This window comes from Streptomyces sp. CBMA123 (genome assembly GCF_014596465.1).
Lineage (GTDB): Bacteria > Actinomycetota > Actinomycetes > Streptomycetales > Streptomycetaceae > Kitasatospora.
In genome coordinates this window covers 1-25,725 of sequence record NZ_MECK01000026.1, presented here as the reverse complement: position 1 = coordinate 25,725, position 25,725 = coordinate 1, and the positions used below count along the sequence as shown (strand labels likewise).

The following is a 25,725-nucleotide window of genomic DNA, read 5'->3' as shown; positions in this document are numbered from 1 at the left end:
GGGTCGCGAGACCCGTCGTGACCGCCGCGACCGCCGCGACCGCCCGGAGCGCACCGACCGCTCCGACCGCCCGGAGCGCACCGAGCGTCAGGACGCCGGCGAGGCCCAGGCCGGGCAGGACGGCGACGGCCGCGAGTCGCGCCGCGACCGCCGCAACCGCCGCGAGCGGACCGACCGCCAGGGCGGCCAGCAGGGCCAGCAGCAGACCCAGGGCGAGGGCCAGCAGCGCCGCGAGAGCGGCCAGGGCCAGCAGACCCAGCAGCCGCAGGCCCAGCAGGGCGGCTACGACGACGACGAGTTCGGCGACGGCCGTCGTGGCCGTCGGGGCCGCTACCGCGACCGTCGTGGCCGTCGCGGCCGCGAGGGCTTCGAGGCCGGTCCCGTCGAGACGCCGATCGGCGAGGACGACGTCCTGATCCCGGTCGCGGGCATCCTCGACATCCTCGACAACTACGCGTTCGTGCGCACCTCCGGCTACCTGCCGGGCCAGAACGACGTCTACGTCTCGCTCGCCCAGGTCCGCAAGAACGGCCTGCGCAAGGGCGACGCCATCACCGGTGCGGTGCGCCAGCCCCGCGACGGCGAGCGCCGCGAGAAGTTCAACGCCATGGTGCGGCTGGACTCCGTCAACGGCATGGACCCGGAGACCGGCCGCGGCCGCCCCGAGTTCAACAAGCTCACCCCGCTGTACCCGCAGGACCGGCTCCGCCTGGAGACCGACCCGGGCGTGCTGACCACCCGGATCATCGACCTGGTGTCGCCGATCGGCAAGGGCCAGCGCGGTCTGATCGTCGCGCCGCCGAAGACCGGCAAGACCATGGTGCTGCAGGCGGTCGCCAACGCGATCACCCACAACAACCCCGAGTGCCACCTGATGGTCGTTCTGGTCGACGAGCGTCCGGAAGAGGTCACCGACATGCAGCGGTCGGTGAAGGGCGAGGTCATCTCCTCCACCTTCGACCGCCCGGCCGAGGACCACACCACCGTCGCCGAGCTGGCCATCGAGCGCGCCAAGCGCCTGGTGGAGCTGGGCCACGACGTGGTCATCCTGCTGGACTCGATCACCCGCCTGGGCCGCGCCTACAACCTGGCGGCGCCGGCCTCCGGCCGCATCCTGTCCGGTGGTGTCGACTCGACCGCGCTCTACCCGCCGAAGAAGTTCTTCGGCGCCGCGCGCAACATCGAGAACGGCGGCTCGCTGACCATCCTGGCCACCGCGCTGGTCGAGACCGGCTCGCGCATGGACGAGGTGATCTTCGAGGAGTTCAAGGGCACCGGCAACATGGAGCTCAAGCTCGACCGGAAGCTCTCGGACAAGCGCATCTTCCCGGCCGTCGACGTGGACGCCTCCAGCACCCGCAAGGAGGAGATCCTGCTCGGCAGCGAGGAGTTGGCCATCGTCTGGAAGCTGCGCCGGGTGCTGCACGCGCTCGACTCGCAGCAGGCGATCGAGCTGCTCCTGGACAAGATGAAGCAGACCAAGAGCAACGCCGAGTTCCTGATGCAGATCGCCAAGACCACCCCCGGCTCCAACGACTGACCGTAGCCGGACGGTTGTCGAAGCACGGAACCCCGGATCGCGCGAGCGGTCCGGGGTTCCGTGCGTTCGTGGCCGCTTTGTTCCAGAGTTGGGACAGCTTGGGACTATTTGATCTTCTTGTCCGATTTACTCTGGACCGTATGGCCGAGCACAAGAGGATCCCGAGTCGCCGCCGCAAGGTCCTGCGGTGGTCCGCCTGCGCGTTCGCCGCGTTCGTCGTCGTCGGCGGCGGGGCGGGTGCGTACGCGTACCTGAAGCTCGACGGCAACATCAAGAGCGTCGACATCGACTCCCGCCTCGGTGACGCCCGGCCCCCGGCCGCCACCGACGGCTCCTTCAACATCCTGGTGCTGGGCTCCGACTCCCGGGTCGGCGAGAACGGCGACCTGGCCGGCGGGGACACCGGCGACTCCGCCCGCTCCGACACCGCGATGGTGGTGCACATCAGCCAGGACCACTCACGCGCCTCGATCGTCTCGATCCCGCGCGACACCCTGGTCGACCGCCCGCAGTGCACGGACAGCGGCGGCAAGGCCGTCCCGGCAGTCAAGCGCGCGATGTACAACAGCGCCTTCGAGTCCGGCGGCGCGGCCTGCGCGGTCAAGACCACCGAGCAGCTCACCGGGCTGCGGATGGACCACTACCTCCAGGTCGACTTCGCCGGCTTCGCCCGGGTCGTGGACGCGATAGGCGGGGCCACCGTGACCACCACGGTGGCCATCCACGACAAGGACAGCGGGCTCGACCTGGCGGCCGGGCAGCACCACCTCGACGGTCAGCAGGCGCTGGCCTTCGTGCGCACCCGGCACGGCGTCGGCGACGGCAGCGACCTCGGCCGGATCGAACTGCAGAAGCAGATGGTCAAGTCGCTGCTCCAGCAGGCCGGCGGGATCGGGCTGTTCTCCGACCCGGTCAAGCTGTGGTCGATCGGCGACACCATGACCAGGAGCATCACCACCGACTCCGCGCTCGGCTCGGTGAACTCGCTGGTGGGGCTGGTGCAGGAACTCAAGGGGATCGGACCGGACCAGCTGACCATGGTGACCCTGCCGGTGGTGACCGCCCCCAGCGACCCCAACCGGGTGGTCGAGCAGCAGCCGCAGGCCGGGAGCGTCTGGGCGGCGCTCAGGGCCGACCAGCCGGTCCCGCAGACCGTCGTCTCGGCCCAGCCCGAGAACCCCGCCCAGGCGGCCCCCACGGCCTCCCCGACGGCTGTTCCGAAGGCCGCCCCGAAGTCCGCCGCGACGGCCACCGCGCGGCGCTGACGGGGCCCTGCGGGCGGCGCCAGCCCGCCGTCCGTCGGCGGCCCGCCGTTCGTCCGTCGGCTGCCCGGAATATCCCGGAACGGATCCCGGTTTGGGAAGATGCGGCCGGTCCTGGCAGACTGGTCCGTCGGTCCCGGTTCACGTGCGGCTCTCCCAGCCGCCGACCCGGTGCCCTCCCGAAAACTAGGAGAACCCCTTGAAGTCCAACGTTCACCCGGAGTACGTGGTCACCCGCGTGACCTGCACCTGCGGCGCCGAGTTCACCACCCGCTCGACCGAGACCAGTGGCGAGATCCGCGCCGAGGTCTGCTCGCAGTGCCACCCGTTCTACACCGGCAAGCAGAAGATCCTCGACACCGGTGGCCGCGTGGCCCGCTTCGAGGCCCGCTTCGGCAAGCAGCACAGCGCGAAGGCCTAGCGCTCCCTCGGCGCCGGTTCCCGGTGCCCCCGTACTCGATGTCGGGGGCGCCGCGAACCGGCGCCGTTCGCGTCCCAGCGCGCGTTCCGCAGCACCACCGTTCCGAAATCCCCACACGTTCCGAGCCCCCACGGGAAGAAGGCCACCCCATGTTCGAGGCAGTCGAAGAGCTCCTCGTCGAGCACGCCTCCCTCGAAACGAGGCTGGCCGACCCGTCCGTCCACGCGGACCAGAACAACGCCCGCAAGCTGGCCAAGCGCTACGCCGAGCTGACCCCGATCACCCGGGCCTACCGGCAGTGGCGGCAGGCCGGCGAGGACATCCAGGCCGCCCGCGAACTCGCCGCCGAGGAGCCGGAGTTCCTCTCCGAGGTGAAGGAGTCCGAGGCGCGCCGCGACGAGCTGACCGAGGAACTGCGGCTGCTGCTCGTCCCGCGCGACCCGAACGACGACAAGGACGTCATCCTGGAGATCAAGGCGGGCGAGGGCGGCGAGGAGTCCGCGCTGTTCGCCGGCGACCTGCTCCGGATGTACCTGCGCTTCGCCGAGCGGATCGGCTGGAAGACCGAGCTCATCGACGCCAACGAGTCCGACCTCGGCGGCTACAAGGACGTCTCGGTGGCCGTGAAGACCAAGGGCAACGCCGAACCCGGCCAGGGCGTCTGGGCCCGGCTGAAGTACGAGGGCGGCGTGCACCGCGTGCAGCGCGTCCCCGCCACCGAGTCGCAGGGCCGCATCCACACCTCCGCGGCGGGCGTGCTGGTCACCCCCGAGGCGGAGGAGGTCGAGGTCGAGATCCTCGCCAACGACCTGCGGATCGACGTCTACCGCTCCTCCGGCCCCGGCGGCCAGTCGGTCAACACCACCGACTCGGCGGTCCGGATCACCCACCTGCCGACCGGTATCGTGGCGTCCTGCCAGAACGAGAAGAGCCAGCTGCAGAACAAGGAGCAGGCGATGCGCATCCTGCGTTCGCGGCTGCTGGCCGCCGCGCAGGAGGAGGCCGAGCGGGAGGCCTCGGACGCGCGTCGCAGCCAGGTCCGTACGGTGGACCGCTCCGAGCGGATCCGGACGTACAACTACCCGGAGAACCGCATCTCGGACCACCGCACGGGGTTCAAGGCGTACAACCTGGACCAGGTCCTGGACGGCGAGCTGAACGCGGTGATCCAGTCCTGCGTCGACAAGGACGCGGCGGCCAAGCTCGCCGCGGCCCAAGAGAACTGAGACCGGCGCGCCCCAGCCCGACGCAAGCCCGAAGCCGGAGCGCAGAAACATGAGGTCGTACGGATGAACCTGCTGCTCGCCGAGGTGGCCCAGGCCACCCAGCGGTTGGCCGCGGCCGGCGTGCCGTCGCCGCGCTTCGACGCGGAGGAACTCGCCGCCTACGTCCACAACGTCAAGCGCAGCCAGCTGCACACGGTGAAGGACGCGGACTTCGACGCCCGCTACTGGGAGGCGGTCTCGCGCCGCGAGGCCCGCGAGCCGCTGCAGCACATCACCGGACGGGCGTTCTTCCGCTACCTCGAACTGGAGGTCGGCCCCGGGGTCTTCGTGCCCCGGCCGGAGACCGAGACGGTCGTCGAGTGGGCGATAGACGCGGTGCGCGACATGGACGTCGCCGAGCCGCTGGTGGTCGACCTGTGCTCCGGCTCGGGCGCCATCGCGCTCGCCCTGGCCCAGGAACTGCCGCGCTCCACCGTGCACGCCTTCGAACTCGACGAGGGCGCACTGGAGTACACCCGGCGCAACATCGAGGCCAGCCCGGACCGCGCCAGGGTCACCCTGCACGCCGGGGACGCCACCAAGGCCTTCGAGGACGACCGCTCCTGGGACGGCCGCTTCGACCTGGTGATCTCCAACCCGCCGTACATCCCGCTCACCGAGTGGGAGTACGTCGCGCCGGAGGCCCGCGACCACGACCCGCAGATGTCCCTGTTCTCCGGCGAGGACGGCCTGGACACCATCCGCGGCATCGAGCGGGTCGCCGCCCGGCTGCTGCGCCCGGGCGGCGCGGTGGTGATCGAGCACGCCGACCAGCAGGGCGGCCAGGTGCCGTGGATCTTCAACGAGGAACGCGGCTGGACGGACACCGCCGACCACCGCGACCTGAACAACCGGCCGCGCTTCACGACCGCCCGGAGGGTCGGGTCGTGAAGATCGAGCACAGCACGACCGCCCGGAGGGTCGGGTCGTGAAGGTCGAGCACAGCACGACCGCCCGGAGGGTCGGGTCGTGAACATCGAGCACAGCACGACCGCTCGTAAAGCCGCGCCGTGAACGTCATGTGCCATTTCGGAAGGGGACCGCACCGATGAGCCGCCGCTACGACTGTGCCGACGCCGGGGACCGCGCCACCGGCCTGCGCGAGGCCGCCTCGGCCATCCGCCGCGGCGAACTCGTCGTGCTGCCCACCGACACCCTCTACGGGGTCGGCGCGGATGCCTTCTCCCCGGAGGCCGTCGGTGACCTGCTGGCCGCCAAGGGCCGTGGCCGCACCATGCCCTCGCCCGTCCTGGTCGGCTCGCCGACCACCCTGCACGGCCTGGTCACCGACTTCTCCGAGCAGGCCTGGGAGCTGGTCGACGCCTTCTGGCCGGGCGGTCTCACCCTGGTCGCCAAGCACCAGCCCTCGCTGCGCTGGGACCTCGGAGAGACCCGTGGCACCGTCGCGGTCCGGATGCCGCTGCACCCGGTCGCCATCGAGCTGCTGAACGCCACCGGCCCGCTGGCCGTCTCCAGCGCCAACAAGACCGGTGGTCCGTCCCCGGCGACCTGCGACGAGGCGCAGGCCCAGCTCGGCGACGCGATCTCGGTCTACCTGGACGGCGGGAACGCCGACCACGCCACCGCCTCGTCCATCGTCGACGTCACCGGCAAGGTCCCGGTCCTGCTGCGGGCCGGCGCGATCAGCATCGAGCAGCTGAGGGAGGTCGTCCCCGACCTGGAGGCCGGAAGTTGACACCCATCGCCTCGCTCCATGACGGGCCCGGCATAGCGCCGTACCTGGCCGTGGGCCCCAGGCCGCTGGACCACTTCCGGATCCTGTTCGTCTGCACCGGGAACATCTGCCGCTCGCCGATAGCCGAGCGGCTCACCCGGCGTGAGCTGGACACCCGGCTCAGCCCCCGGGTGGCCGGGCGGATCCTGGTGGAGAGCGCCGGCACCTGGGGCCACGTGGGCGCGCCGATGGAGGACCACGCCGTGACCGTGCTCGACGAGTACGGCGCCGACAGCGGCGGCTTCACCGGCCGGGAGCTGCTGGACGAGCACGTGGTCGAGGCCGACCTGGTGCTCACCGCGACCCTGGACCACCGCGCCCAGGTGATCTCGATGGGCCACGAGGCGGGCCTGCGCACCTTCACGCTGAAGGAGTTCACCCGGCTGGTGCGGACGATCGACCCGGGCACCCTGCCCGACCCGCGCCGCGGCGCCGACGTCACCGAGCGCGCCCGCGCGCTGGTCCGGGCCGCCGCCGCGCTGCGCGGCTGGCTGCTGGCCGCCACCCCGGAGTCCGACGAGGTGGACGACCCGTACGGGGCGCCTATCGGCATGTTCCGCAACTGCGGCGAGGAGATATTCCACGCGGTCGACCCGGTGGTGACGGCGCTCACCGGCGTCCCGGCGCCGCGCTAGGCCCGAACGGCCCCGCGTCGCCGTGCTGAGCGTGCGACCCGGTCATACCCTGGGTGGACCGTCCCTGCAGCGCCCGGGAGCCTGCCATGACCGTCACCGATGCCGTGACCGCCTCGACCGCGACGAGGGGGCGCCCGTGGGTGTCCGAGGCGCTGCACCGGGCTGATCCGCAGATCGCCGACCTGCTGGCCGCCGAGGCCGAGCGGCGCGCCGAGACGATCCAGCTGCTGGCGGGGGAGAACCTCACCACCCCCGCCGTCCTGGCGGCGCTGACCGGCCCGCTGATCGACAAGTACGCCGAGGGCTACCCGGGCCGGCGGCACCACACCGGCTGCGCGCTGGCGGACGCCGCGGAGCTGCTGGCGATCGACCGGGCGCGCGGGCTGTTCGCCGCCCCGCACGCCAACGTCCAGCCCCGATCGGCGACTTCGGCGATGCTCGCGGCGTACGCGGCCCTGCTGCGGCCAGGTGACGGGGTGCTGGCGATGTCGCTGGAGCACGGCGGCCACCTCACCTGCGGCTCGCGGGCCAACTTCTCCGGCCGCTGGTTCGACTTCACCGGCTACGGCGTGCGCGAGGCCGACGGCCTGATCGACCTCGACCAGGTGCGCGAGATGGCCCGGGAGCACCGTCCGAAGGCCATCGTGGCGGGTTCGATCTCCCACCCCCGGCACCCGGACTGGGCGGCCTTCCGGGAGATCGCCGACGAGGTGGACGCCTATCTGATCGCTTCCGTCGCGCAGACCACCGGCCTGGTCGCGGCCGGGGTGGCGCCCTCCCCGGTGCCGTACGCGGACGTCACGGTGGCGGCCACCCACAAGCTGCTGCGCGGCCCGCGCGGGGGCCTGCTGCTGTCCACCGCGGAGCTGGCCGAGCGGATCGACCGGGCGGTGTTCCCGTTCAGCCAGGGCGGCGCGGCGATGAACGAGGTGGCCGGCAAGGCGGTGGCGCTGGCGGAGGCCGGGACGCCCGCCTACCGGGCGTACGCGCAGCGGACGGTGTCCGGGGCGCAGGCGCTCGCCAGGGGGCTCGCAGAGGCCGGTGTGCGCCCTGTGACGGGCGGCACCGACACCCACCTGGTGACCGCCGACGTCAGTCCGCTCGGGGTGACCGGCGCGGAGGCCGAACGGCGCTGCGCGGCGGCCGGGTTGCTGCTCGGCAAGTGCGCGCTGCCGTTCGACCCGGCGCCGGCCGCGGACGCCTCCGGGATCAGGCTGGGCACGGGCACCGTGACCAGCCAGGGGATGGGCGAGGCGGAGCTGGCCGAGATCGCCGGACTGATCGCCCGGCTGCTCGCCGGGGAGGAGTCCGCGCCGGTCGCGGAGCGGGTCCGGGGGCTGGCGGCGGCTTTCGCCGGGTGAGCCCGGGAGGGGCGGGCGTCCACAGGTATCCGGATCTCCTACCCGGGAGGACGAACCGCGATGCACGTCCCGGGCGTCCGACTCAATAAGGTGTGTGCCGTGGCGACGCACCTCGAACCCCGGGACGGCAGGGGAGTACCTTCGGTACCTCCCCGTTCGACAGTGATGCAGGAGGCCAGTGGTGCGTGAGTATCTGCTGGTGCTGTTCTGCACCGCCGCCGTCACCTACCTGCTGACCGGCCCGGTCCGGAAGTTCGCCATCGCGGCCGGTGCGATGCCTCCGGTCCGCGCCCGCGACGTGCACCGCGAGCCCACTCCGCGGCTCGGCGGCATCGCGATGTTCGGCGGGCTGTGCGCGGGCATCCTGGTGGCCTCGCAGTTGGACAACCTGAGCAAGGTGTTCAACGGGGGCAGTGACATCCGCGCGCTGCTGTCCGGCGCCGGGATCATGTTCCTGCTCGGGGTGCTGGACGACAAGTGGGGCGTGGACGCCCTGGTGAAGCTCGGCGGGCAGATGATCGCCGCCGGTGTGATGGTCTGGCAGGGCGTCACGGTGATCACCCTCCCGGTGCCCGGTGTCGGCCCGGTCGCGGTGAGCCCGACCCAGGGCATGGTCATCTCGGTCACCCTGGTCGTCGTCATGGTCAACGCGGTGAACTTCATCGACGGCCTGGACGGCCTGGCGGGCGGCATGGTCTGCATCGCCGCGATGGCGTTCTTCCTGTACAGCTACCGGCTCTGGTACGGCTACGCGATCACCGACGCGGCCCCCGCCGTGCTGTTCAGCGTGCTGCTGATCGGCATGTGCATCGGCTTCCTGGCGCACAACATGCACCCCGCGCGGATCTTCATGGGCGACTCCGGCTCGATGATGCTGGGCCTGATGCTGGCCGTCGCCGCGATCTCGATCACCGGCCGGGTGGACCCGGACCTGATCAACAGTGAGACCGGTTCGCAGACCGCCACCGTGCACACCCTGGTGCCGATCTACATCCCGCTGCTGCTGCCGCTGACGGTCATCGCGCTGCCGCTGGCCGACCTGCTGCTCGCGGTGGTGCGCCGCACCTGGGCCGGCCAGTCCCCGTTCGCCGCCGACAAGCGCCACCTGCACCACCGGCTGCTCCAGGTCGGGCACTCGCACAGCCGGGCCGTGCTGATCATGTACTTCTGGGCGGCGCTGATCGCCTTCGGCACGGTCGCCTTCTCGGTGACCAACACCGGCCGCACGGTGGTGCTGACCCTCGCCGGGCTCTGCCTGGTCGGCCTGGTGGTGCTGCTGACCCCGCGGTTCCGGCCGCGGGCGCCCCGGGCGGTGCAGTCCTTCGTCCCGCCGCGGTACCGGCGGCGGTCGTCCGCCGCGCCGATGGCCGAACTCTCGGCGAAGGACAAGCAACTTCTCGGTGAAGCCGACCGGGACTCGTCCGCGGCCTCCGGCCACGGCAAGGCCACCGGCCGTCGGTGACAGGGAAGTTGACGACCCGCCAAGTGGGCTCACTCGTTCGGCGGAACCGTTGCTCCGTCGGTGTGACAGGTGCCACACATTCATGGTAAAGCTCTCATCAAATAGTTTGTGATACCGTTCACGAGTACCGAGAACACGCCGAAAGACCTGACAGGTGGAGGACTTCCGTCCCTGGTCGGTCTCCCTCGACGGGCCCGCCTCGCGGGCGGCCCGGCGGCGGCCACTCGGTCCGGTGCCACCCCGCCACCATCTGTGCCCGTCCCCCGCCACCTCGACATGCCGCCGGAGCTGCCGACATGCCGTCCAACGACGCCCGGATCCTCCGAGGCGCCGCGATTCCCACTGCGGTCGCCGGGATCATCGCCATGGCGATCTCGTTCGCTGTTGCCGGTGGGAAGGGCCTGCTCGGCGCCTTCTTCGGCGCACTGCTGGTGATGGCCTTCTTCACCTTCGGCCAGATCGCGCTCGACCGGCTGACCAGGTCGAACCCTCAGATGATGATGGCCGCGGGGCTGTTGGTGTACACCACGCAGATCCTGCTGGTCGGCATCGTGCTCGCGATCTTCAAGAACACCGAACTGTTCAACCGGCAGGCCTTCGCCTTCACCCTGCTGGGCTGCGCCCTGATCTGGACGGGCTTCCAGGTGCGCGGCGCACTCAAGGCCAAGACCTTCTACGTCGACACCGACGCCTCGGAAAAGAAGGGCGACAAGCCCTCCGACTCGGGACGTCAACAGTGACGAGGCCTGGCTGTCCCCCCAACGAGGGGGGCGGTGTTTATGCCGCACTGACGGCCTGCTATCGTCCGTCGCAACAACGGAGTACGGGAAGAGGCCTGGTCTGTCCGCACAGCGGATCGATCGCCCCCCGGACCCGCGCAGTCTTCGATGATCCCGCAGTCGCGCAGCGAGCCGTCGCGCGGGGTCGGCGAGAAACCCATCAAGTTCCAGTGCCGTTCCGTGGCCGCAGGCCACGCCGACACACCGAGGTTGCCGTATCCATGCGTCACGACGAAGGAGTCCGTGGTGAGTGCTGAACTCACGTCCCTCGCCTCAGGCAGTTGCCACTTCGGGGACGCTGGCTGCGGCTTCCCGGCCCCGGGTCTGAACGAATTCGACTTCAAGCCGATCTTCACCGTCGGCAGCTTCTACTTCAACAAGCCGATGCTGCTGTCGATGATCGTCGCAGTGTTGGTGGTCGTCTTCTTCTGGGCCGCCTTCGCCAAGCCGCGCCTGGTGCCGGGCAAGCTGCAGCTGGTCGGTGAGATCGGCTACGACTTCGTCAAGCGCTCCATCGTGCTGGAGACGATCGGCAAAAAGGGCGAGAAGTACGTCCCGATGCTGGTCTCGATGTTCTTCTTCGTGTGGCTGCTGAACATCATGTCGATCATCCCGTTCGCACAGTTCCCCGTGACGGCGGCGATCGCGTTCCCGGCCGGCCTCGCGGCGGTCGTGTGGATCACCTACATGACGCTGACCTTCAAGAAGCACGGCTTCGTCGGCGGTCTGAAGAACCTCTGCTGGCCGTCGGGCATCCCCGGCTGGGTCATGTTCATCCTGGTGCCGATCGAGTTCTTCTCGAACATCTTCGTGCGCCCCTTCACGCTCGCGGTCCGAGCCTTCGCGAACATGTTCGCCGGCCACCTGCTGATCGTGATGTTCTCCATCGCCTCCTGGTACCTGCTCAGCCCTTCCCTGGGCGCGCTCTACGGCTCGGCCTCGTTCATCGTCGCCGTCGGCCTGACCGCCTTCGAGCTGCTGGTCCAGTTCCTGCAGGCCTACATCTTCGTGATGCTGGCCAGCAGCTACATCGCCGGTGCCCTGGAAGAGGCGCACTGAGCCTGAGGCCCTGGCCTCTCCTGAACCACCATCCGGATCGCCCGGTGGCCAATCACCACCGGTTCACCACCCCCTGCAAAGGACACAACTGCAATGACCATGATCGCTGAGGGCGTCGTCGGTTCCATCGCTTCCGTCGGTTACGGCCTTGCCGCCATCGGCCCCGGCATCGGCGTCGGTCTGATCTTCGGTAACGGTGTCCAGGCCATGGCCCGCCAGCCCGAGGCCGCCGGTCTCATCCGTTCCAACATGTTCATCGGCTTCGCGCTGACCGAGGCGCTCGCGCTCATCGGCATCGTCATGCCGTTCGTGTTCGGTACCGGCAAGTAATTCCGGCGCACCGGTAGTCCCCCAGACGAAAGGTTCAGATATGAACCCCGTGGTCGCCTTCGCGGCCGAGGAGAAGATGAACCCTCTTCTCCCCGCGTGGCCCGAGGTCATCATCGGCCTGCTCTGCTTCTTCATCGTCTTCGGTCTGCTCGGCAAGAAGCTCCTCCCCAGCATCGAGAAGGTGCTGTCGGAGCGCCGGGACGCCATCGAAGGCGGCATGGAGCGCGCCGAGGCCGCTCAGGCCGAGGCTCAGGCCGTGCTTGAGCAGTACCGTGCCGAGCTCGCTGAGGCGCGCCACGAGGCCGCCCGCATCGTCGAGCAGGCTCGCGAGCAGGGTGCCGCCCAGCTCACCGAGATGCGCGAGGAGGGCCAGCGTCAGCGCGAGGCCATCGTCGCCGCCGGTCACGCCCAGATCGAGGCCGACAAGAAGCAGGCGACTGCCGCCCTGCGCCAGGACGTGGGTTCGCTGGCCACCCAGCTGGCGTCCCGCATCGTGGGCGAGTCCCTGGAGGACTCCGCTCGGCAGAGCGGCGTGATCGACCGCTTCCTGGATGAGCTGGAGGCCAAGGCCGCCGTTGCTCAGGGCGCGGCCAAGTGATCGGCGCCAGCCGCGAGGCGCTCGCCGCCGGCCGGCAGAACCTCGACAGCCTGACCGACTCCACCTCGGTGGACGCGGCCAAGCTCGCCGAGGAGCTCGCCGCCGTCACGGTCGTCCTGGACCGTGAGGTGTCGCTGCGCCGAGTTCTGACCGACCCGTCCCGGTCGGGCCAGGACAAGGCCCAGCTGGTCACCTCGCTGCTGACCGGGCAGGTCTCCGGCGAGGCCGTGGACCTGGTCTCCGGCCTGGTCCGCTCCCGCTGGTCGGGCTCGCGCGACCTGGTGGACGCGACCGAGGAGCTGGCCGCGTACGCCGAGGTCATCGCCGCGGACAAGGCCGGCGTCCTGGACGACGTCGAGGACGAGCTGTTCCGCTTCGGCCGGGTGGTGAGCGGCTCGCACGAGCTGCGCGCCGCGCTGACCGAGCCGAAGGCCGGCTCCGTCGCCAAGGCCGCGCTGATCAACAAGCTGCTCGGCGGCCGCGCCAACGCCGGCACCGTCCGGCTGGTCACCGCCCTGGTCAACGTTCCGCGTGGCCGTAGCCTGGAGCAGGGCCTCGAGTCCTACTCGAAGCTCGCCGCCGCGCGCCGCGGCCGCATGGTGGCCCTGGTCACCAGCGCGGTGCCGCTGTCGGACACCCAGAAGGAGCGCCTGTCCGGTGCTCTGGGCCGGATGTACGGCCGCCAGGTCCACCTGAACATCGACGTCGACCCCGAGGTCGTCGGCGGCGTCCGGGTGCAGATCGGCGACGAGATCATCAACGGCACCGTGTCGAGCCGCCTCGAAGGCGCTCGCCAGTCGCTCGAAGGCTGAGCAACCAGCAGCACATCCGACCCTCGGTCGGGAAACCGGCTCCCCAAGGAGTCGGCAAAACGTACGGCCGGTTCATACGACCCGGCCGAGAGTCGAGTACTTGCGGCCCTCAATGGCGGGCCGAGGATCGCAAACTAGGAGAGCAGGGAAGCCTGATGGCGGAGCTTACGATCCGTCCGGAGGAGATCCGGGACGCGCTGGCCGACTTTGTCCAGTCGTACCAGCCGGACGCCGCTTCTGTGGAAGAGGTCGGTACGGTCACTGACGCAGCGGACGGCATCGCGCATGTCGAGGGCCTGCCCTCGGTCATGGCGAACGAGCTGCTGAAGTTCGAGGACGGCACGCTCGGCCTCGCGCTGAACCTCGACACCCGCGAGATCGGTGTCGTCGTCCTCGGTGAGTTCGGCGGCATCGAAGAGGGCCAGACCGTGCGCCGCACCGGCGAGGTCCTCTCGGTTCCGGTCGGCGACGGCTACCTCGGCCGCGTCGTGGACCCGCTGGGCAACCCGATCGACGGCCTCGGCGAGATCGCCTCCAGCGGCCGTCGCGCCCTTGAGCTGCAGGCCCCCGGCGTCATGGCCCGCAAGTCGGTCAAGCAGCCGCTGCAGACCGGCATCAAGGCCATCGACGCGATGACCCCGATCGGCCGCGGCCAGCGCCAGCTGATCATCGGTGACCGCCAGACCGGCAAGACCGCGGTGGCCGTCGACACGATCATCAACCAGCGCGACAACTGGCGCTCGGGCGACCCGGAGAAGCAGGTCCGCTGCATCTACGTCGCCGTGGGCCAGAAGGGCTCCACCATCGCGTCCGTCCGCGGCGCCCTGGAGGAGGCCGGCGCGCTGGAGTACACCACCATCGTGGCCGCTCCCGCGTCCGACCCGGCCGGCTTCAAGTACCTCGCCCCGTACACCGGTTCGGCCATCGGCCAGGAGTGGATGTACGACGGCAAGCACGTCCTGATCATCTTCGACGACCTGTCGAAGCAGGCCGAGGCCTACCGCTCCGTCTCCCTGCTGCTGCGCCGCCCGCCGGGCCGCGAGGCCTACCCGGGCGACGTCTTCTACCTGCACTCGCGCCTGCTGGAGCGTTGCGCCAAGCTGAACGACGCCCTCGGCGGCGGCTCGATGACCGGTCTGCCGATCATCGAGACCAAGGCCAACGACGTCTCGGCGTACATCCCGACCAACGTCATCTCCATCACCGACGGCCAGTGCTTCCTGGAGTCCGACCTGTTCAACGCCGGCATCCGCCCGGCCGTGAACGTCGGTATCTCGGTCTCCCGCGTCGGTGGCTCCGCCCAGATCAAGGCCATGCGCTCGGTCGCCGGCCGTCTGCGCCTGGACCTCGCCCAGTACCGTGAGCTGGAGGCCTTCGCCGGCTTCGGCTCCGACTTGGACGCGGCCTCCAAGGCCCAGCTGGAGCGCGGTGCGCGCATGGTCGAGCTGCTGAAGCAGGGCCAGTACCAGCCCTTCCCGGTCGAGGAGCAGGTCGTCTCCATCTGGGCCGGCACCACCGGCAAGCTGGACGACGTCCCGGTCGCGGAGATCCGCCGCTTCGAGCGCGAGTTCCTGGACCACGTCCGCCTGCAGCACAAGGACCTGCTGGCCGGCATCGTCGAGACCGGTCTGCTGGCCGACGGCACCGTCGACGCCCTGACCGGCGCGATCGAGGCCTTCAAGCAGGGGTACCAGACCGCCGACGGCAAGCTGCTCTCCGAGCAGGCCTGAGTCCGGTAGCGAGGGAAAGGACGTAACGACCCATGGGAGCACAGCTTCGGGTCTACAAGCGCCGGATCCGCTCTGTCACCGCGACGAAGAAGATCACCAAGGCGATGGAGATGATCTCCGCGGCGCGCATCGGCAAGGCGCAGCGCGCGGTGGCCGCCTCCGCTCCGTACGCCGATGAGCTCACCCGGGCGGTGACGGCGGTGGCCCTCCGGTCCAACGCCAAGCACCCGCTCACCACCGAGAACCCGAACGCCGAGCGCGTGGCCGTCCTGCTGATCACGGCGGACCGCGGCCTGGCCGGCGGTTACTCGTCCAACGCCATCAAGGCCTCGCTGACGCTCTCCGAGCGCCTGCGCGGCGAGGGCAAGGACGTCGTGACCTACATCGTCGGTCGGAAGGGTCTGTCGTACTACACCTTCCGCAACCTGGCGGTGGGGAACTCGTGGACGGGCTTCTCGGACAAGCCGACCTACGGTGACGCGAAGACGGTGGCGGCCGAGCTGATCGAGGCCTTCACGGCCGAGACCGGCGGCGTGGACGAACTCCACGTGGTCTCGACCGAGTTCGTGTCCATGCTGACGCAGGACGCGGTCGCGGCGCGGCTGCTGCCGCTGAAGCTGGACGAGGTCCAGCTCAGCGACCAGACGTCGGCCAAGTCGGAGATCTTCCCGCTGTACGACTTCGAACCGTCGGCGGAGGGCGTGCTCGACGCGCTGCTGCCGCGGTACGTCGAGAGCCGGATCTACAACGCGCTGCTGCAGTCGGCTGCTTCCGAGCACGCCGCCCGCCGCCGCGCGATGAAGAGCGCGACGGACAACGCCGGCGAGCTCATCAAGTCGCTCACGCGGCTTGCCAACTCGGCCCGTCAGGCCGAGATCACCCAGGAAATCAGCGAGATCGTCGGTGGCGCCAACGCGCTCGCTGACGCGAGCCGCGGGAGCGAATGACTATGACTGCCACTGTTGAGCCGACCACGGCGACGGGCCGCGTCGCGCGGGTCATCGGCCCGGTCGTCGACGTGGAGTTCCCCGTCGACGCGATCCCGGAGATGTACAACGCCCTGCACGTCGAGGTGAACAACCCCGACGGCACGGGCAAGAAGACCCTCACCCTCGAGGTCGCCCAGCACCTCGGCGACGGCCTGGTCCGCGGCATCTCGATGCAGCCGACCGACGGCCTGGTTCGTGGCGCGCAGGTCACCGACACCGGCTCGGCCATCTCCGTGCCGGTCGGCCAGATCACCAAGGGCAAGGTCTTCAACGCCCTCGGCGACGTGCTGAACGTCGACCAGGCGGAGTTCGACTCCCAGGTCGAGGTCCGGTGGCCGATCCACCGCAAGGCCCCGGAGTTCAAGGACCTCGAGTCCAAGACCGAGATGTTCGAGACCGGCATCAAGGTCATCGACCTGCTCACCCCGTACGTCACGGGTGGCAAGATCGGTCTGTTCGGTGGTGCCGGTGTCGGCAAGACCGTTCTGATCCAGGAGATGATCTACCGCGTCGCCGAGAACTTCGGTGGTGTGTCGGTGTTCGCCGGCGTCGGCGAGCGCACCCGTGAGGGCAACGACCTCATCGACGAGATGGTCGACTCGGGCGTTCTGGACAAGACCGCGCTGGTCTTCGGCCAGATGGACGAGCCGCCGGGCACCCGTCTGCGCGTCGCGCTCTCCGCGCTGACCATGGCGGAGTACTTCCGTGACGTCGAGAAGCAGGACGTGCTCCTCTTCATCGACAACATCTTCCGGTTCACCCAGGCCGGTTCCGAGGTGTCGACCCTGCTCGGCCGCATGCCCTCCGCGGTGGGCTACCAGCCGAACCTGGCCGACGAGATGGGCCTCCTCCAGGAGCGCATCACCTCGACCCGCGGTCACTCGATCACCTCGATGCAGGCGATCTACGTCCCCGCGGACGACCTGACCGACCCGGCCCCGGCCACCACCTTCGCCCACCTGGACGCGACGACCGTTCTGTCGCGCCCGATCTCGGAGAAGGGCATCTACCCGGCCGTCGACCCGCTGGACTCCACGTCCCGCATCCTCGACCCGCGGTACATCGCGCAGAACCACTACGAGACGGCCATCCGTATCAAGGGGATCCTGCAGAAGTACAAGGACCTCCAGGACATCATCGCCATCCTCGGTATGGACGAGCTGTCCGAAGAGGACAAGATCACGGTGCACCGCGCCCGTCGCATCGAGCGCTTCCTCTCGCAGAACACCTACGTGGCGAAGCAGTTCACCGGTGTCGAGGGCTCGACCGTGCCGCTGTCGGAGACCATCGAGGCCTTCAACTCGATCGCCGACGGCAAGTACGACTCCGTCCCGGAGCAGGCCTTCTTCATGTGCGGTGGCATCGAGGACCTCGAGAAGAACGCCGCCGAGCTGGCGAAGAAGTAATCGCGGCCGGTAGCAGCTGAGTGACCGTGAGGGGTGGCCCCCGAGCCTGGGGACCACCCCTCACGGCACATCGGCTGTGATTCCGGTCAAATCCGTGCCGCCGGTTTCATGCCGGAGGCGCGGGGCCGTTATTCTTACCGAAACTCCCGAGTAATCGGGGGTTGCATGAGCCTAGGAGCCCACGTTGGCTGAGCTGCACGTCGAGCTGGTCGCAGCCGACCGCAAGGTGTGGTCCGGTGCGGCCACCATCGTCGTCGCCCGTACGGCCTCCGGTGACACCGGCATCATGCCGGGCCACACCCCGGTGCTGAGCGTGCTGGAGACCGGTCCGGTCACCATCCGCACGGTGGACGGCGGCACCGTCATCGCCGCGGTGCACGGCGGCTTCATCTCCTTCGCCGACAACAAGCTGTCTCTGCTCGCGGAGATCGCCGAGCTGGCGGACGAGATCGATGTCGCGCGTGCCGAGCGCGCACTGGAGCAGGCCAAGTCCGACCTGGACGCGCACGCCGAGCGTCGCGCCGAGGTCCGACTGTTCGCGGCGCGCGGCCTCAAGGCCCACGCCTGAGTGTGCCGGACCCCCGGCTTGGCGGGGTCGACCGACGGTCCCGGGGACGCGCGAGCGTGACCCCGGGACTGTCGTCGTAGTTGGTAGGTCAGCGCGGTCGTCCGGGACGACCGCAACGGGGAACGCGGGTAGCGAGGAGGTAGGTGAGCATGGTCCTCGCGCTTGTGGTGTGTGCGGCGGTCGTGGCGCTGGGAGTGATCGGCCTGATGGCCTTCGCCGTACGCCGCCGCCTGATCCAGCGGGTCGGCGGCACGTTCGACTGCAGCTACCGGCTCAAAATGCCCGCCGACGCCTCGACGCAGCCCGACCTCGACGAGAACGGCAAACCCACCTCAGCCCCGGTCCCCCCGACCGACGGCAAGGGGTGGGTTTTTGGTATCGGCCGGTACAGCGGCGACTCGATCGAGTGGTTCCGGGTCTTCTCGTACGCCCCGCGTCCGCGCCGGGTGCTGCCGCGCCGGGAGATCGAGGTGCTCGGCCGGCGCTACCCGGAGGGCCAGGAGGAGCTGGCGCTGCTCTCCGGCTCGGTGGTGCTGCGCTGCCTGCACAACGGGGCGCCGCTGGAGCTGGCGATGAGCGAGGACGCGCTCACCGGCTTCCTGGCCTGGCTGGAGGCGGCCCCGCCCGGGCAGAGGGTCAACGTCGCGTAGCGGCGAGACCCTCGGGATGGGGGTCCCCCCGGCCGGAGGATGGGGGAGGGTCGACGTCGCCTGGGGTTAACGCCGCCTAACCCGGGCGGCTAGGGTGGCGGCATGGTCAATCTGACGCGCATCTACACCCGTACCGGGGACGACGGCAGCACCGCGCTCGGCGACATGAGCCGGACCACCAAGACCGACCCGCGGCTGATGGCGTACGCCGACGCCAACGAGGCCAACGCGGCGATCGGGGTGGCCCTCGCGGTCGGCGCGCTGTCCGAGGACGTGGCGGCCGTGCTGACCCGCGTCCAGAACGACCTGTTCGACGTCGGCGCCGACCTGTCCACGCCCGTGGTCGAGGACCCGAAGTACCCGCCGCTGCGGGTGCTGCAGTCCTACATCGACCGGCTGGAGGGGGACTGCGACCACTACCTGGAGCAGGTGGAGAAGCTGCGCAGCTTCATCCTGCCCGGCGGCACGCCCGGCGCGGCCCACCTGCACCTGGCCTGCACGGTGGTGCGGCGGGCCGAGCGCTCGACCTGGGCGGCGATCTCCGCGTACGGGGACTCCGTCAACCCGCTGACCGCGAAGTACCTCAACCGGCTGTCCGACCTGCTGTTCATCCTGGCCCGGGTGGCCAACAAGGAGCGCGGTGACGTGCTCTGGGTGCCGGGGGAGAACCGCTAGACGCCCGTTCCCCAGGACTTCGGCCCCGCGTGTTCGACCGCGCGGCCGTCCTCGACCTGCGTGTCGGCCGGGGGCTCCTTGGGCCAGACCGAGTAGCAGCCCGCCACGATCACGTTGACGACGGGCGCGATGCCCAGCCTCCAGTACCACTGGGCGAAGGTGCCGAAGTGGGCGGAGCCCGCGGACAGCGGGACGAGCAGGGTGATCAGGGCCAGGGTGATCACCGCCGAGACGACCGTCCGCTTGGCGATCTGCCACTCGTACGCCGTCCGCTCCGGGCCGTACTTCGGCGAGGGCGGCGGCTTGGGGCCGCCGGCGAAGCGGTACAGGAAGTGCCGGTCGGCCCAGGCGACCAGCGAGGGGCCGTAGCCGACCGAGAAGCCGGCGTAGCTCGCGGCCAGGGCGTGCGTCCAGCTCGCCTCGGCGCCGCCGCGCAGGTCGAGCACGGTGAGCGCGTAGAGGGCGAGGTCCACCGCCGGCAGGCCGACCAGCAGCACGGTGCTGGTGCGGCGCCACCGCAGCAGGTAGCGGGTGGAGAGGGCGAGGCCGAGCACGATCCACCAGGAGATCTCGGCTGCGACGATGAGGGTGACGATCACGTTCTGCTCCGGTCGTTGCGACGGTGTGCGCCTGTCCCTCGGGTTCTCCCGGACCCGGTGAGGACGCAGGAGACAGGCCCTCGTCCAGCCTCGCGTGGGCGCGGTGGGGTGTCGTCGTCGCGCGGTGCCGTCCGGGGCTGCACCTTTCGATGTAGCGGGCTCCTCCGCGGACCGGAGTCGGGCGGGCCGCCGGGGATGGTGAGATGGGGTCGTGCTCGTACCGTCTCTCCCCCCGCGCCGACTGGACCGGCTGATCGCCCTGTGCGGGCTGCTCGGCGGCGCGGTGCTGATCACCTTCAAGGTGTACGACCGGGCGGACCGGGTGCCGCCGTGGGCGGTGGCGCTGCCGCTGCTGACGATGGCGGGGCTGGAGCTGGTCCGGCGCACCCGGCCGGTGCTGGCGGTGTCGCTCGGCGGGCTGGCCTTCGCGGGGAACGTGTTCGCCGGCAGCCTGCTGGCGACGACGATCATGTACACCGACCTGCTGTACGCGGCGGTGCTCTACGGCACCCACCGGATGTCGCGGGTGCTGCACCTGAGCGGCGGTTCGACGGTGCTGGTGCTCTCCGCCCTGGCGTGGTGGGTGGCCGGCACGGCGGCCGGGCTGCTGATCGTGGTGGTCAGCGCGCTGGTGTTCCTGGCGCCGGTGTGGACCGGCGACGTGGTGCGCAAGCACCGGCAGGAGGCGGAGACCGAGCGGCTGCGGGCCGAACAGACCGCGCTGCTCTCGGAGATGGACCGGCGCGAGGCGGTCGGTGCCGAACGGGCGCGGATGGCGCGGGAGTTGCACGACGTGGTGGCCAACCACCTGTCGGCGATCGCGATCCACGCGACCGGGGCCCAGTCGGTGGCCCGGCGACGGCGGTTGGCCGCGGACGATCCGCTGGTGGAGGTGCTGGCGGTGATCCGGGAGAACAGCGTCCAGGGATTGGCCGAAATGCGTCGCATGATCGGACTGCTCCGGGACAGCGGCGGGGGAGAGGTCGACGAGTCGTACGCGGCGCCCGACCTGGCCGCGGTGGACGCCCTGTTGGCCAAGGCCCGGGCGGCCGGGCAGGACGTGGGGCTGGAGTTCGAGCTGACCGAGCTGGGCGCGCGCGGTGACGTCCCGGTGCCGGTCGGGCTGGCCGCGTACCGGATCGTGCAGGAGTCGCTGACCAACGTGCTCAAGCACGCCGGGCCCGGACTGGTCACGCTGCGGCTGGAGTTCGGCCCCGAGCAGCTGCGGATCGCCGTCGACAGCCCGTACCGCGGCGAGGCGGGCCGCGGGCTGCCCGGCGCCCGGGCCGGGCTGGTGGGCATGGCGGAGCGGACCGGGCTGCTCGGCGGCAGCTTCGAGGCCGGGCCGCGGGACGGGTACTGGAGGGTGCGCGCGGTGCTGCCGCGCGCGCAGGAGAGCGAGGGACGGGTATGACGATCCGGGTGCTGGTGGCCGAGGACCAGGCGGCGGTACGGGCGGCGCTGGTGATGATCCTGCGTGCCGAGCCCGGGATCGAGGTGGTCGGGCAGGCCGCGGACGGCGAGGAGGCCGTCCGGCTGGCGCTGGAACTGCGGCCCGACGTGGTGCTGATGGACGTGCAGATGCCCCGGCTGGACGGCGTCTCGGCGACCCGGCAGGTGGTCGACTCCGGGGCCGCCCAGGTGCTCGTGCTGACCACCTTCGACCTGGACGAGTACGTCTACGGCGCGCTGCGGGCGGGCGCGGCCGGCTTCCTGCTCAAGGACCTGGAGGCGGACACCCTGGTCGAGGGCATCCGTACGGTGGCGCGCGGCGACGGCATGCTGGCGCCCTCCGTGACCAGGCGGCTGATCGGGGCCTTCGCCCGCCCGGAGCGGCGGGTCGGACCGGAGGCCCGGGCGGCGGTGGCGGGGCTGACCGGGCGCGAGGGGGAGGTGCTGGCCTGTCTCGGGGCCGGGATGTCCAACGGGGAGATCGCGGCCCGGCTGGAGATGGCGGAGGCGACCACCAAGACCCATGTCAGCCGGATCCTGGCGAAGTTGCGGTTGCGCAGCCGGGTGCAGGCGGCGATCCTGGCCCAGGATCTGGGTCTGACCATCTGACGAGCATCCTGATCAGCTGACCAGGTCGGTTGCAGATCACACTCCCGATTGCTATTGCCCAGCGGGTTCGGGCACTAAAGTCCGCGTGAGCGAGCGGAGCGAGTGGACGCATTGGACTGCGCGCTTCGCGCGAGCGACCGCCGAGCTCCAGCGAGGCGGGAGAATTGAGCGGTGCGGCTCAACGGCGGTGATCCCTGCCCTGAGCCGCCTTCAGGGCCCGCCCGCGGGGCGGCGACGGCATCGGGAGACCCAGCCATGAGCAATGCGTCCAGCAAGCAGATCGCCGTGATCGGTGCCGGCCTGATGGGCGCCGGCATCGCCCAGGTGTCCGCCCAGGCCGGCCACCCGGTGGTGCTGCGGGACGTGACCGAGGAGGCGCTGCAGCGCGGCCTCGCGGGCATCCGCGCCTCGTACGAGAAGTTCGTCTCCAAGGGCAAGCTCAGCGCCGAGGACGCCGAGGCCGCGCTGGGCCGGATCACCACCACCACCGACCTGGGCGCCGTCGCCGAGGCCGACATCGTGGTCGAGGCCGTGTTCGAGAACCTGGACGTCAAGGAGAGCGTGTTCCGCGAGCTGGACAAGCTCGCCAAGGACGGCGCCGTGCTGGCCTCCAACACCTCCGCGATCCCGATCACCCGGATCGCCGCCGTCACCCAGCGCCCGGAGTCGGTCGTCGGAGTCCACTTCTTCTCGCCGGTCCCGATGATGAAGCTGGTCGAACTGGTCCGCGGCTACAAGACCAGTGACGAGGCGATGGCCGCCGCCCGCGCCTACGCCGAGGGCGTCGGCAAGGAGGTCGTGGTGGTCAACCGCGACGTGGCCGGCTTCATCACCACCCGCCTGATCACCGCGCTGGTCATCGAGGCCGCCAAGCTCTACGAGTCGGGCGTCGCCACCGCCGAGGACATCGACACCGCCTGCCGCCTCGGCTTCGGCCACGCCATGGGCCCGCTGCAGACCGCCGACCTGACCGGCGTGGACATCCTGCTGCACGCCGCCCGCAACATCTACACCGAGACCCAGGACGAGAAGTTCGCCGCCCCGGAGATCATGGCCCGCATGGTCACCGCCGGCGACCTCGGCCGCAAGAGCGGCCGCGGCTTCTACCCGTACGAGGGCAAGTGAGCCGGCGGAGCCTCTCCCGGGCCTGAACTGCCTGGTGGGCCGTGCGATCGGGGCATCGTACGGCCCGCTGTTCCGGGGCGGGTGAGTTTCCTCACGCCGGGCGCCGCAGACGGGTGATTTGGGCGGTAATCGAGCGTAGGTGTGGAGAGTTCCTGCGTATATTCCCTCGGACGAGTGAAGTTGCTTCAGATCAGGGCGAAAACCAGAACCTGCGGCGCTGCTCCACCGTCAGATGAGGGAACCCGGCATTCCGACCGGGGCCGGGCGCGGACCGAGCCGCCACCGGCGTCCCGCCCGGGCAGTCCCACCCCGATCCAGCGGCCACCCCGCCTCCCGGCCCGTCACGGCCAGGGCCGGCCGACCCCCAGAAGACAGACCGGCCAGGCCACCCAGGCGAAGGAGGAGAGCATGCGCATCACCGGCGACCACACGGCGCTGGCCATCGAAGGCCGCCTCGACGTGCGCACCGCCGCCGACGCGCGGTCCCGGCTGCACCAGGCCGTGGACGGCGGCCGCGGCGACCTCGTGCTCGACCTCGGCCGGCTGGAGTTCTGGGACGCCACCGGCCTCGGCGTGATCATGGGCACCCACCGGCGGGCCGGCCGGATCGGCCGCCGGCTCGTGCTGCGCTCCGTCCCGGCCCAGCTCCAGCGACTGCTGGTGGCCACCAAGCTGCACCGCATCCTCGCCGTCGACGGCGGCATCCCCGAGGTGCAGGTCCTCTAGACCCCAGCGGGGTGCGCCCCGCAAGGGGGCGCGTACGGCGGCGCGCGGCAGGCGCAGCACTCCGGCCCGCCGGGACGCCCGGCAGGTCGAGGACGGCCCGTCAGGCCTTCACCTTCCCCGCACCCGGACCGCGCTGCACGGCCGGGCCCGGATGTGCAAGAGTCTGCCCGTCAGATGACGGCCGCCCGGGGCCGGGTGCCCACAGCCCGCCCGCGGCCGCGACCGAGACGTGTGCCGGCCGGCGCGGGGCGCCGGCGGCCGAACACGATGCGGAGCAGAACGTGGCACAGCCAACCGGGGAGTTCCGGCAGGAGGCCGTCCGCACCCGCGGCGGCGAACTGGTCTCCGGCGGCCTGCTGGTCGGCGTCGGCGCCCCGGACGGCTCCGAGGCCCGACCCTGTCCGGAGGAGTGGCGGCCCCGCCCGCGCCGGATCGAACGCAGCGAGCCCGCCCGCGGCCCGGTCGGCGGCGTCGGCCGGGCGGTCGGCCCGCTCGCCCTCGGCGCCGGACCCACCGACCTTCCGCTGCTCGACCGCGAGGCCGACATCGCCGAACTGCTCGGCCTGCTCGCCGAAGGCCGCTCGATACGCCTGGTCGGCCAGGCCGGCTCGGGCCGCAGCACCCTGCTGTCAGCCGTCGCCGAAGCCGCCGCCGACCTCGCCCCCGGCGGTGTCGTCCAGCTCTGCGGACACCGCCGCACCGCCGCCGACCTGCTCCAGGACCTCTTCGCGGCCACCCACCACGCCCCCGGCTACCGGCCCGACCCCGGCCAGCTGGCCGCCCACCTCGCCGGGGTCGGCGCGGTCGTCGTGATCGACGAGGCCGAGCCGACCGGCGCCGAGCTGGAGGAACTGCTCGCCGCCGCCCCCGGCTGCGCCTTCCTGATCTCGGTCGCCCCGGGCGGCCCGCAGCTGCCGGCCGGCTCCCGGCTGCAGGACCACCTCGTCCCCGGGCTGTCGCGGGCCGCCTGCCTCGCCCTCACCGGCCGGCTGGCCGGGCGTCCGCTGGACGTCGCCGAGAAGGCCTGGGCCGTCGACCTCTGGTTCGAGTCCGAGGGCCTGCCGCTGCGCTTCGTCCAGGCCGCCGCGCTGCTGCGCCAGCGGGACGTCTCGGTGGACGCGCTGGTCGCCGCCGAGGAGGACCGGCGGGACGTCTTCGGCGCGGTCGAGGAGCCCGTCCACGACCCCGACCCGGCGATCCGGGAGAACGCGCTGCGGCGCACCGTACCGCTGCCCTCGGTCGCCGAGACCGCCTCGCCCGCCGTCCGGCTCGCCGAGGGGCTCAGCGAGCCCGCGAAGGCCGTGCTGAGGCTGGCCGTCGCGCTCGGCGGCGAGTGCCCCACCGCGCCGCACCTGCCCGCCCTGATCGACGTCGGCCAGGGCGAGAGCGCGCTGGCCGAACTCACCGACGCCGGGCTCGCGGTGTCCATCGGCGGGCACCACCGGCTCACCGCCGGGGCGCTCGACCTGCTCGCCCCGCACTGGCCGGCCCGTGGCTGCGTCGACGGCGCCGCCCAGCACTTCGCCTGGTGGGTCGGGCACAGCTCGGTGTCGCTGGAGCAGATCGCCGCCGAGGCCGAGGTCCTGGTCGGCGTGCTGCTCGCGGACCGGACCGCCGGACGGCACGACGCGGTGGTCCGGCTGGCCCGGGCGGCCGCGCCCGCGCTGGCACTGGCGCTGCGCTGGGGCGCCTGGGAGCGGGTGCTGCAGCTCGGACTGGAGGCGGCCCGGCACACCGGCTCGACGGTCGACCAGGCCTGGTTCCACCACGAGGCGGGCGTGTACGCGATCTGCCTCCGGCAGCCGTCCCGGGCGATCGCCGAACTGGAGAGCGCGCTCACGCTGCGGGCCGCCGCCGGAGAACAGCGCGGGGTCGCCGCCGCGCGCCGGATGCTCGACCTGCTGCGCGCCGACGGCCGGCAGCTGGGCGCCGCCCCC

The 25,725-nt window shown here is 71.1% G+C and carries 25 protein-coding genes and 1 pseudogene; 25 read left to right on the top strand and 1 reads right to left on the bottom strand.

The window, feature by feature from the left end; genetic code table 11:
- The 20 genes from rho to BG452_RS05185 form a co-directional block, all read left to right on the top strand.
- Positions 1-1,540 (top strand): transcription termination factor Rho (rho, locus tag BG452_RS05280; RefSeq protein WP_188302985.1); only part of this gene is annotated, 1,540 nt, incomplete at its 5' end.
- Between the two features lie 140 nt (positions 1,541-1,680).
- Entirely contained in the window at positions 1,681-2,805 is a 1,125-nt protein-coding gene (locus tag BG452_RS05275; RefSeq protein WP_188302984.1) for an LCP family protein, read from the top strand.
- A gap of 196 nt (positions 2,806-3,001) precedes the next feature.
- Positions 3,002-3,223 carry a 50S ribosomal protein L31 gene (gene rpmE, locus BG452_RS05270; RefSeq protein ID WP_030235761.1) on the top strand — a complete coding sequence of 74 codons (222 nt, stop codon included), beginning with the start codon at positions 3,002-3,004 and terminating at the stop codon, positions 3,221-3,223.
- Positions 3,224-3,372: 149 nt separating this feature from the next.
- On the top strand, positions 3,373-4,449 hold the full coding sequence (gene prfA / locus BG452_RS05265) for a peptide chain release factor 1 (protein WP_188302983.1): 1,077 nt from the start codon (positions 3,373-3,375) through the stop codon (positions 4,447-4,449).
- A 63-nt stretch (positions 4,450-4,512) separates the two neighbouring features.
- Complete coding sequence (gene prmC, locus BG452_RS05260) at positions 4,513-5,379, top strand: peptide chain release factor N(5)-glutamine methyltransferase (protein ID WP_188302982.1); 867 nt, start codon at positions 4,513-4,515, stop codon at positions 5,377-5,379.
- A gap of 157 nt (positions 5,380-5,536) precedes the next feature.
- Positions 5,537-6,184 carry an L-threonylcarbamoyladenylate synthase gene (locus BG452_RS05255; protein ID WP_188302981.1) on the top strand — a complete coding sequence of 216 codons (648 nt, stop codon included), beginning with the start codon at positions 5,537-5,539 and terminating at the stop codon, positions 6,182-6,184.
- Positions 6,181-6,858, top strand: coding sequence for a protein-tyrosine-phosphatase (locus tag BG452_RS05250; RefSeq protein WP_411292880.1), 678 nt, complete (start codon positions 6,181-6,183; stop codon positions 6,856-6,858). The genes BG452_RS05255 and BG452_RS05250 overlap by 4 nt, the downstream gene beginning before the upstream one ends.
- An 86-nt stretch (positions 6,859-6,944) precedes the next feature.
- Positions 6,945-8,219: a serine hydroxymethyltransferase gene (gene glyA, locus BG452_RS05245; protein WP_188302980.1), complete on the top strand. Its 1,275-nt coding sequence runs from the start codon at positions 6,945-6,947 to the stop codon at positions 8,217-8,219.
- 181 nt (positions 8,220-8,400) lie between these two features.
- Positions 8,401-9,681 carry an MraY family glycosyltransferase gene (locus BG452_RS05240; RefSeq protein WP_188302979.1) on the top strand — a complete coding sequence of 427 codons (1,281 nt, stop codon included), beginning with the start codon at positions 8,401-8,403 and terminating at the stop codon, positions 9,679-9,681.
- A 296-nt stretch (positions 9,682-9,977) separates the two neighbouring features.
- Positions 9,978-10,421 (top strand): hypothetical protein, encoded by a 444-nt coding sequence (locus tag BG452_RS05235; protein ID WP_188302978.1) that lies wholly within the window; start codon positions 9,978-9,980, stop codon positions 10,419-10,421.
- A 285-nt stretch (positions 10,422-10,706) separates the two neighbouring features.
- Complete coding sequence (gene atpB, locus BG452_RS05230) at positions 10,707-11,519, top strand: F0F1 ATP synthase subunit A (protein ID WP_317620911.1); 813 nt, start codon at positions 10,707-10,709, stop codon at positions 11,517-11,519.
- Positions 11,520-11,612: 93 nt separating this feature from the next.
- Complete coding sequence (gene atpE, locus BG452_RS05225; protein WP_097236234.1) at positions 11,613-11,849, top strand: ATP synthase F0 subunit C; 237 nt, start codon at positions 11,613-11,615, stop codon at positions 11,847-11,849.
- A 40-nt stretch (positions 11,850-11,889) separates the two neighbouring features.
- Positions 11,890-12,447 (top strand): F0F1 ATP synthase subunit B, encoded by a 558-nt coding sequence (locus BG452_RS05220; RefSeq protein ID WP_188302976.1) that lies wholly within the window; start codon positions 11,890-11,892, stop codon positions 12,445-12,447.
- Positions 12,444-13,259: a F0F1 ATP synthase subunit delta gene (locus BG452_RS05215; RefSeq protein WP_188302975.1), complete on the top strand. Its 816-nt coding sequence runs from the start codon at positions 12,444-12,446 to the stop codon at positions 13,257-13,259. Before BG452_RS05220 ends, BG452_RS05215 begins: the two co-directional genes overlap by 4 nt.
- 155 nt (positions 13,260-13,414) lie before the next feature.
- Positions 13,415-14,989 carry a F0F1 ATP synthase subunit alpha gene (atpA, locus tag BG452_RS05210; protein ID WP_188302974.1) on the top strand — a complete coding sequence of 525 codons (1,575 nt, stop codon included), beginning with the start codon at positions 13,415-13,417 and terminating at the stop codon, positions 14,987-14,989.
- A gap of 32 nt (positions 14,990-15,021) precedes the next feature.
- Positions 15,022-15,936, top strand: a complete 915-nt coding sequence (locus BG452_RS05205) for a F0F1 ATP synthase subunit gamma (RefSeq protein ID WP_188302973.1) — start codon at positions 15,022-15,024, stop codon at positions 15,934-15,936.
- Positions 15,937-15,938: 2 nt separating this feature from the next.
- Positions 15,939-17,384 (top strand): F0F1 ATP synthase subunit beta, encoded by a 1,446-nt coding sequence (gene atpD / locus BG452_RS05200; protein ID WP_188302972.1) that lies wholly within the window; start codon positions 15,939-15,941, stop codon positions 17,382-17,384.
- Positions 17,385-17,568: 184 nt separating this feature from the next.
- Positions 17,569-17,952 carry a F0F1 ATP synthase subunit epsilon gene (locus BG452_RS05195; protein WP_030282045.1) on the top strand — a complete coding sequence of 128 codons (384 nt, stop codon included), beginning with the start codon at positions 17,569-17,571 and terminating at the stop codon, positions 17,950-17,952.
- 149 nt (positions 17,953-18,101) lie between these two features.
- Positions 18,102-18,602: a DUF2550 domain-containing protein gene (locus tag BG452_RS05190; RefSeq protein ID WP_188302971.1), complete on the top strand. Its 501-nt coding sequence runs from the start codon at positions 18,102-18,104 to the stop codon at positions 18,600-18,602.
- 102 nt (positions 18,603-18,704) lie between these two features.
- Positions 18,705-19,277, top strand: coding sequence for a cob(I)yrinic acid a,c-diamide adenosyltransferase (locus tag BG452_RS05185; RefSeq protein WP_188302970.1), 573 nt, complete (start codon positions 18,705-18,707; stop codon positions 19,275-19,277).
- Here the strand turns inward: BG452_RS05185 and BG452_RS05180 are convergent.
- Positions 19,274-19,876 (bottom strand): hypothetical protein, encoded by a 603-nt coding sequence (locus tag BG452_RS05180; protein WP_188302969.1) that lies wholly within the window; start codon positions 19,874-19,876, stop codon positions 19,274-19,276. The genes BG452_RS05185 and BG452_RS05180 overlap by 4 nt on opposite strands.
- Positions 19,877-20,087: 211 nt before the next feature.
- Here BG452_RS05180 and BG452_RS05175 point away from each other — a divergent pair, with 211 nt between their 5' ends.
- From BG452_RS05175 to BG452_RS05155, 5 genes and pseudogenes are all read left to right on the top strand, one after another.
- Positions 20,088-21,290, top strand: coding sequence for a sensor histidine kinase (locus BG452_RS05175; protein WP_188302968.1), 1,203 nt, complete (start codon positions 20,088-20,090; stop codon positions 21,288-21,290).
- Entirely contained in the window at positions 21,287-21,937 is a 651-nt protein-coding gene (locus BG452_RS05170) for a response regulator (protein ID WP_188302967.1), read from the top strand. The genes BG452_RS05175 and BG452_RS05170 overlap by 4 nt, the downstream gene beginning before the upstream one ends.
- 255 nt (positions 21,938-22,192) lie before the next feature.
- Complete coding sequence (locus BG452_RS05165) at positions 22,193-23,062, top strand: 3-hydroxyacyl-CoA dehydrogenase family protein (RefSeq protein ID WP_188302966.1); 870 nt, start codon at positions 22,193-22,195, stop codon at positions 23,060-23,062.
- 408 nt (positions 23,063-23,470) lie between these two features.
- Entirely contained in the window at positions 23,471-23,788 is a 318-nt protein-coding gene (locus BG452_RS05160; protein ID WP_188302965.1) for an STAS domain-containing protein, read from the top strand.
- 281 nt (positions 23,789-24,069) lie between these two features.
- Positions 24,070-25,725 (top strand): annotated as a pseudogene (locus BG452_RS05155) (ATP-binding protein); the annotation flags it as partial.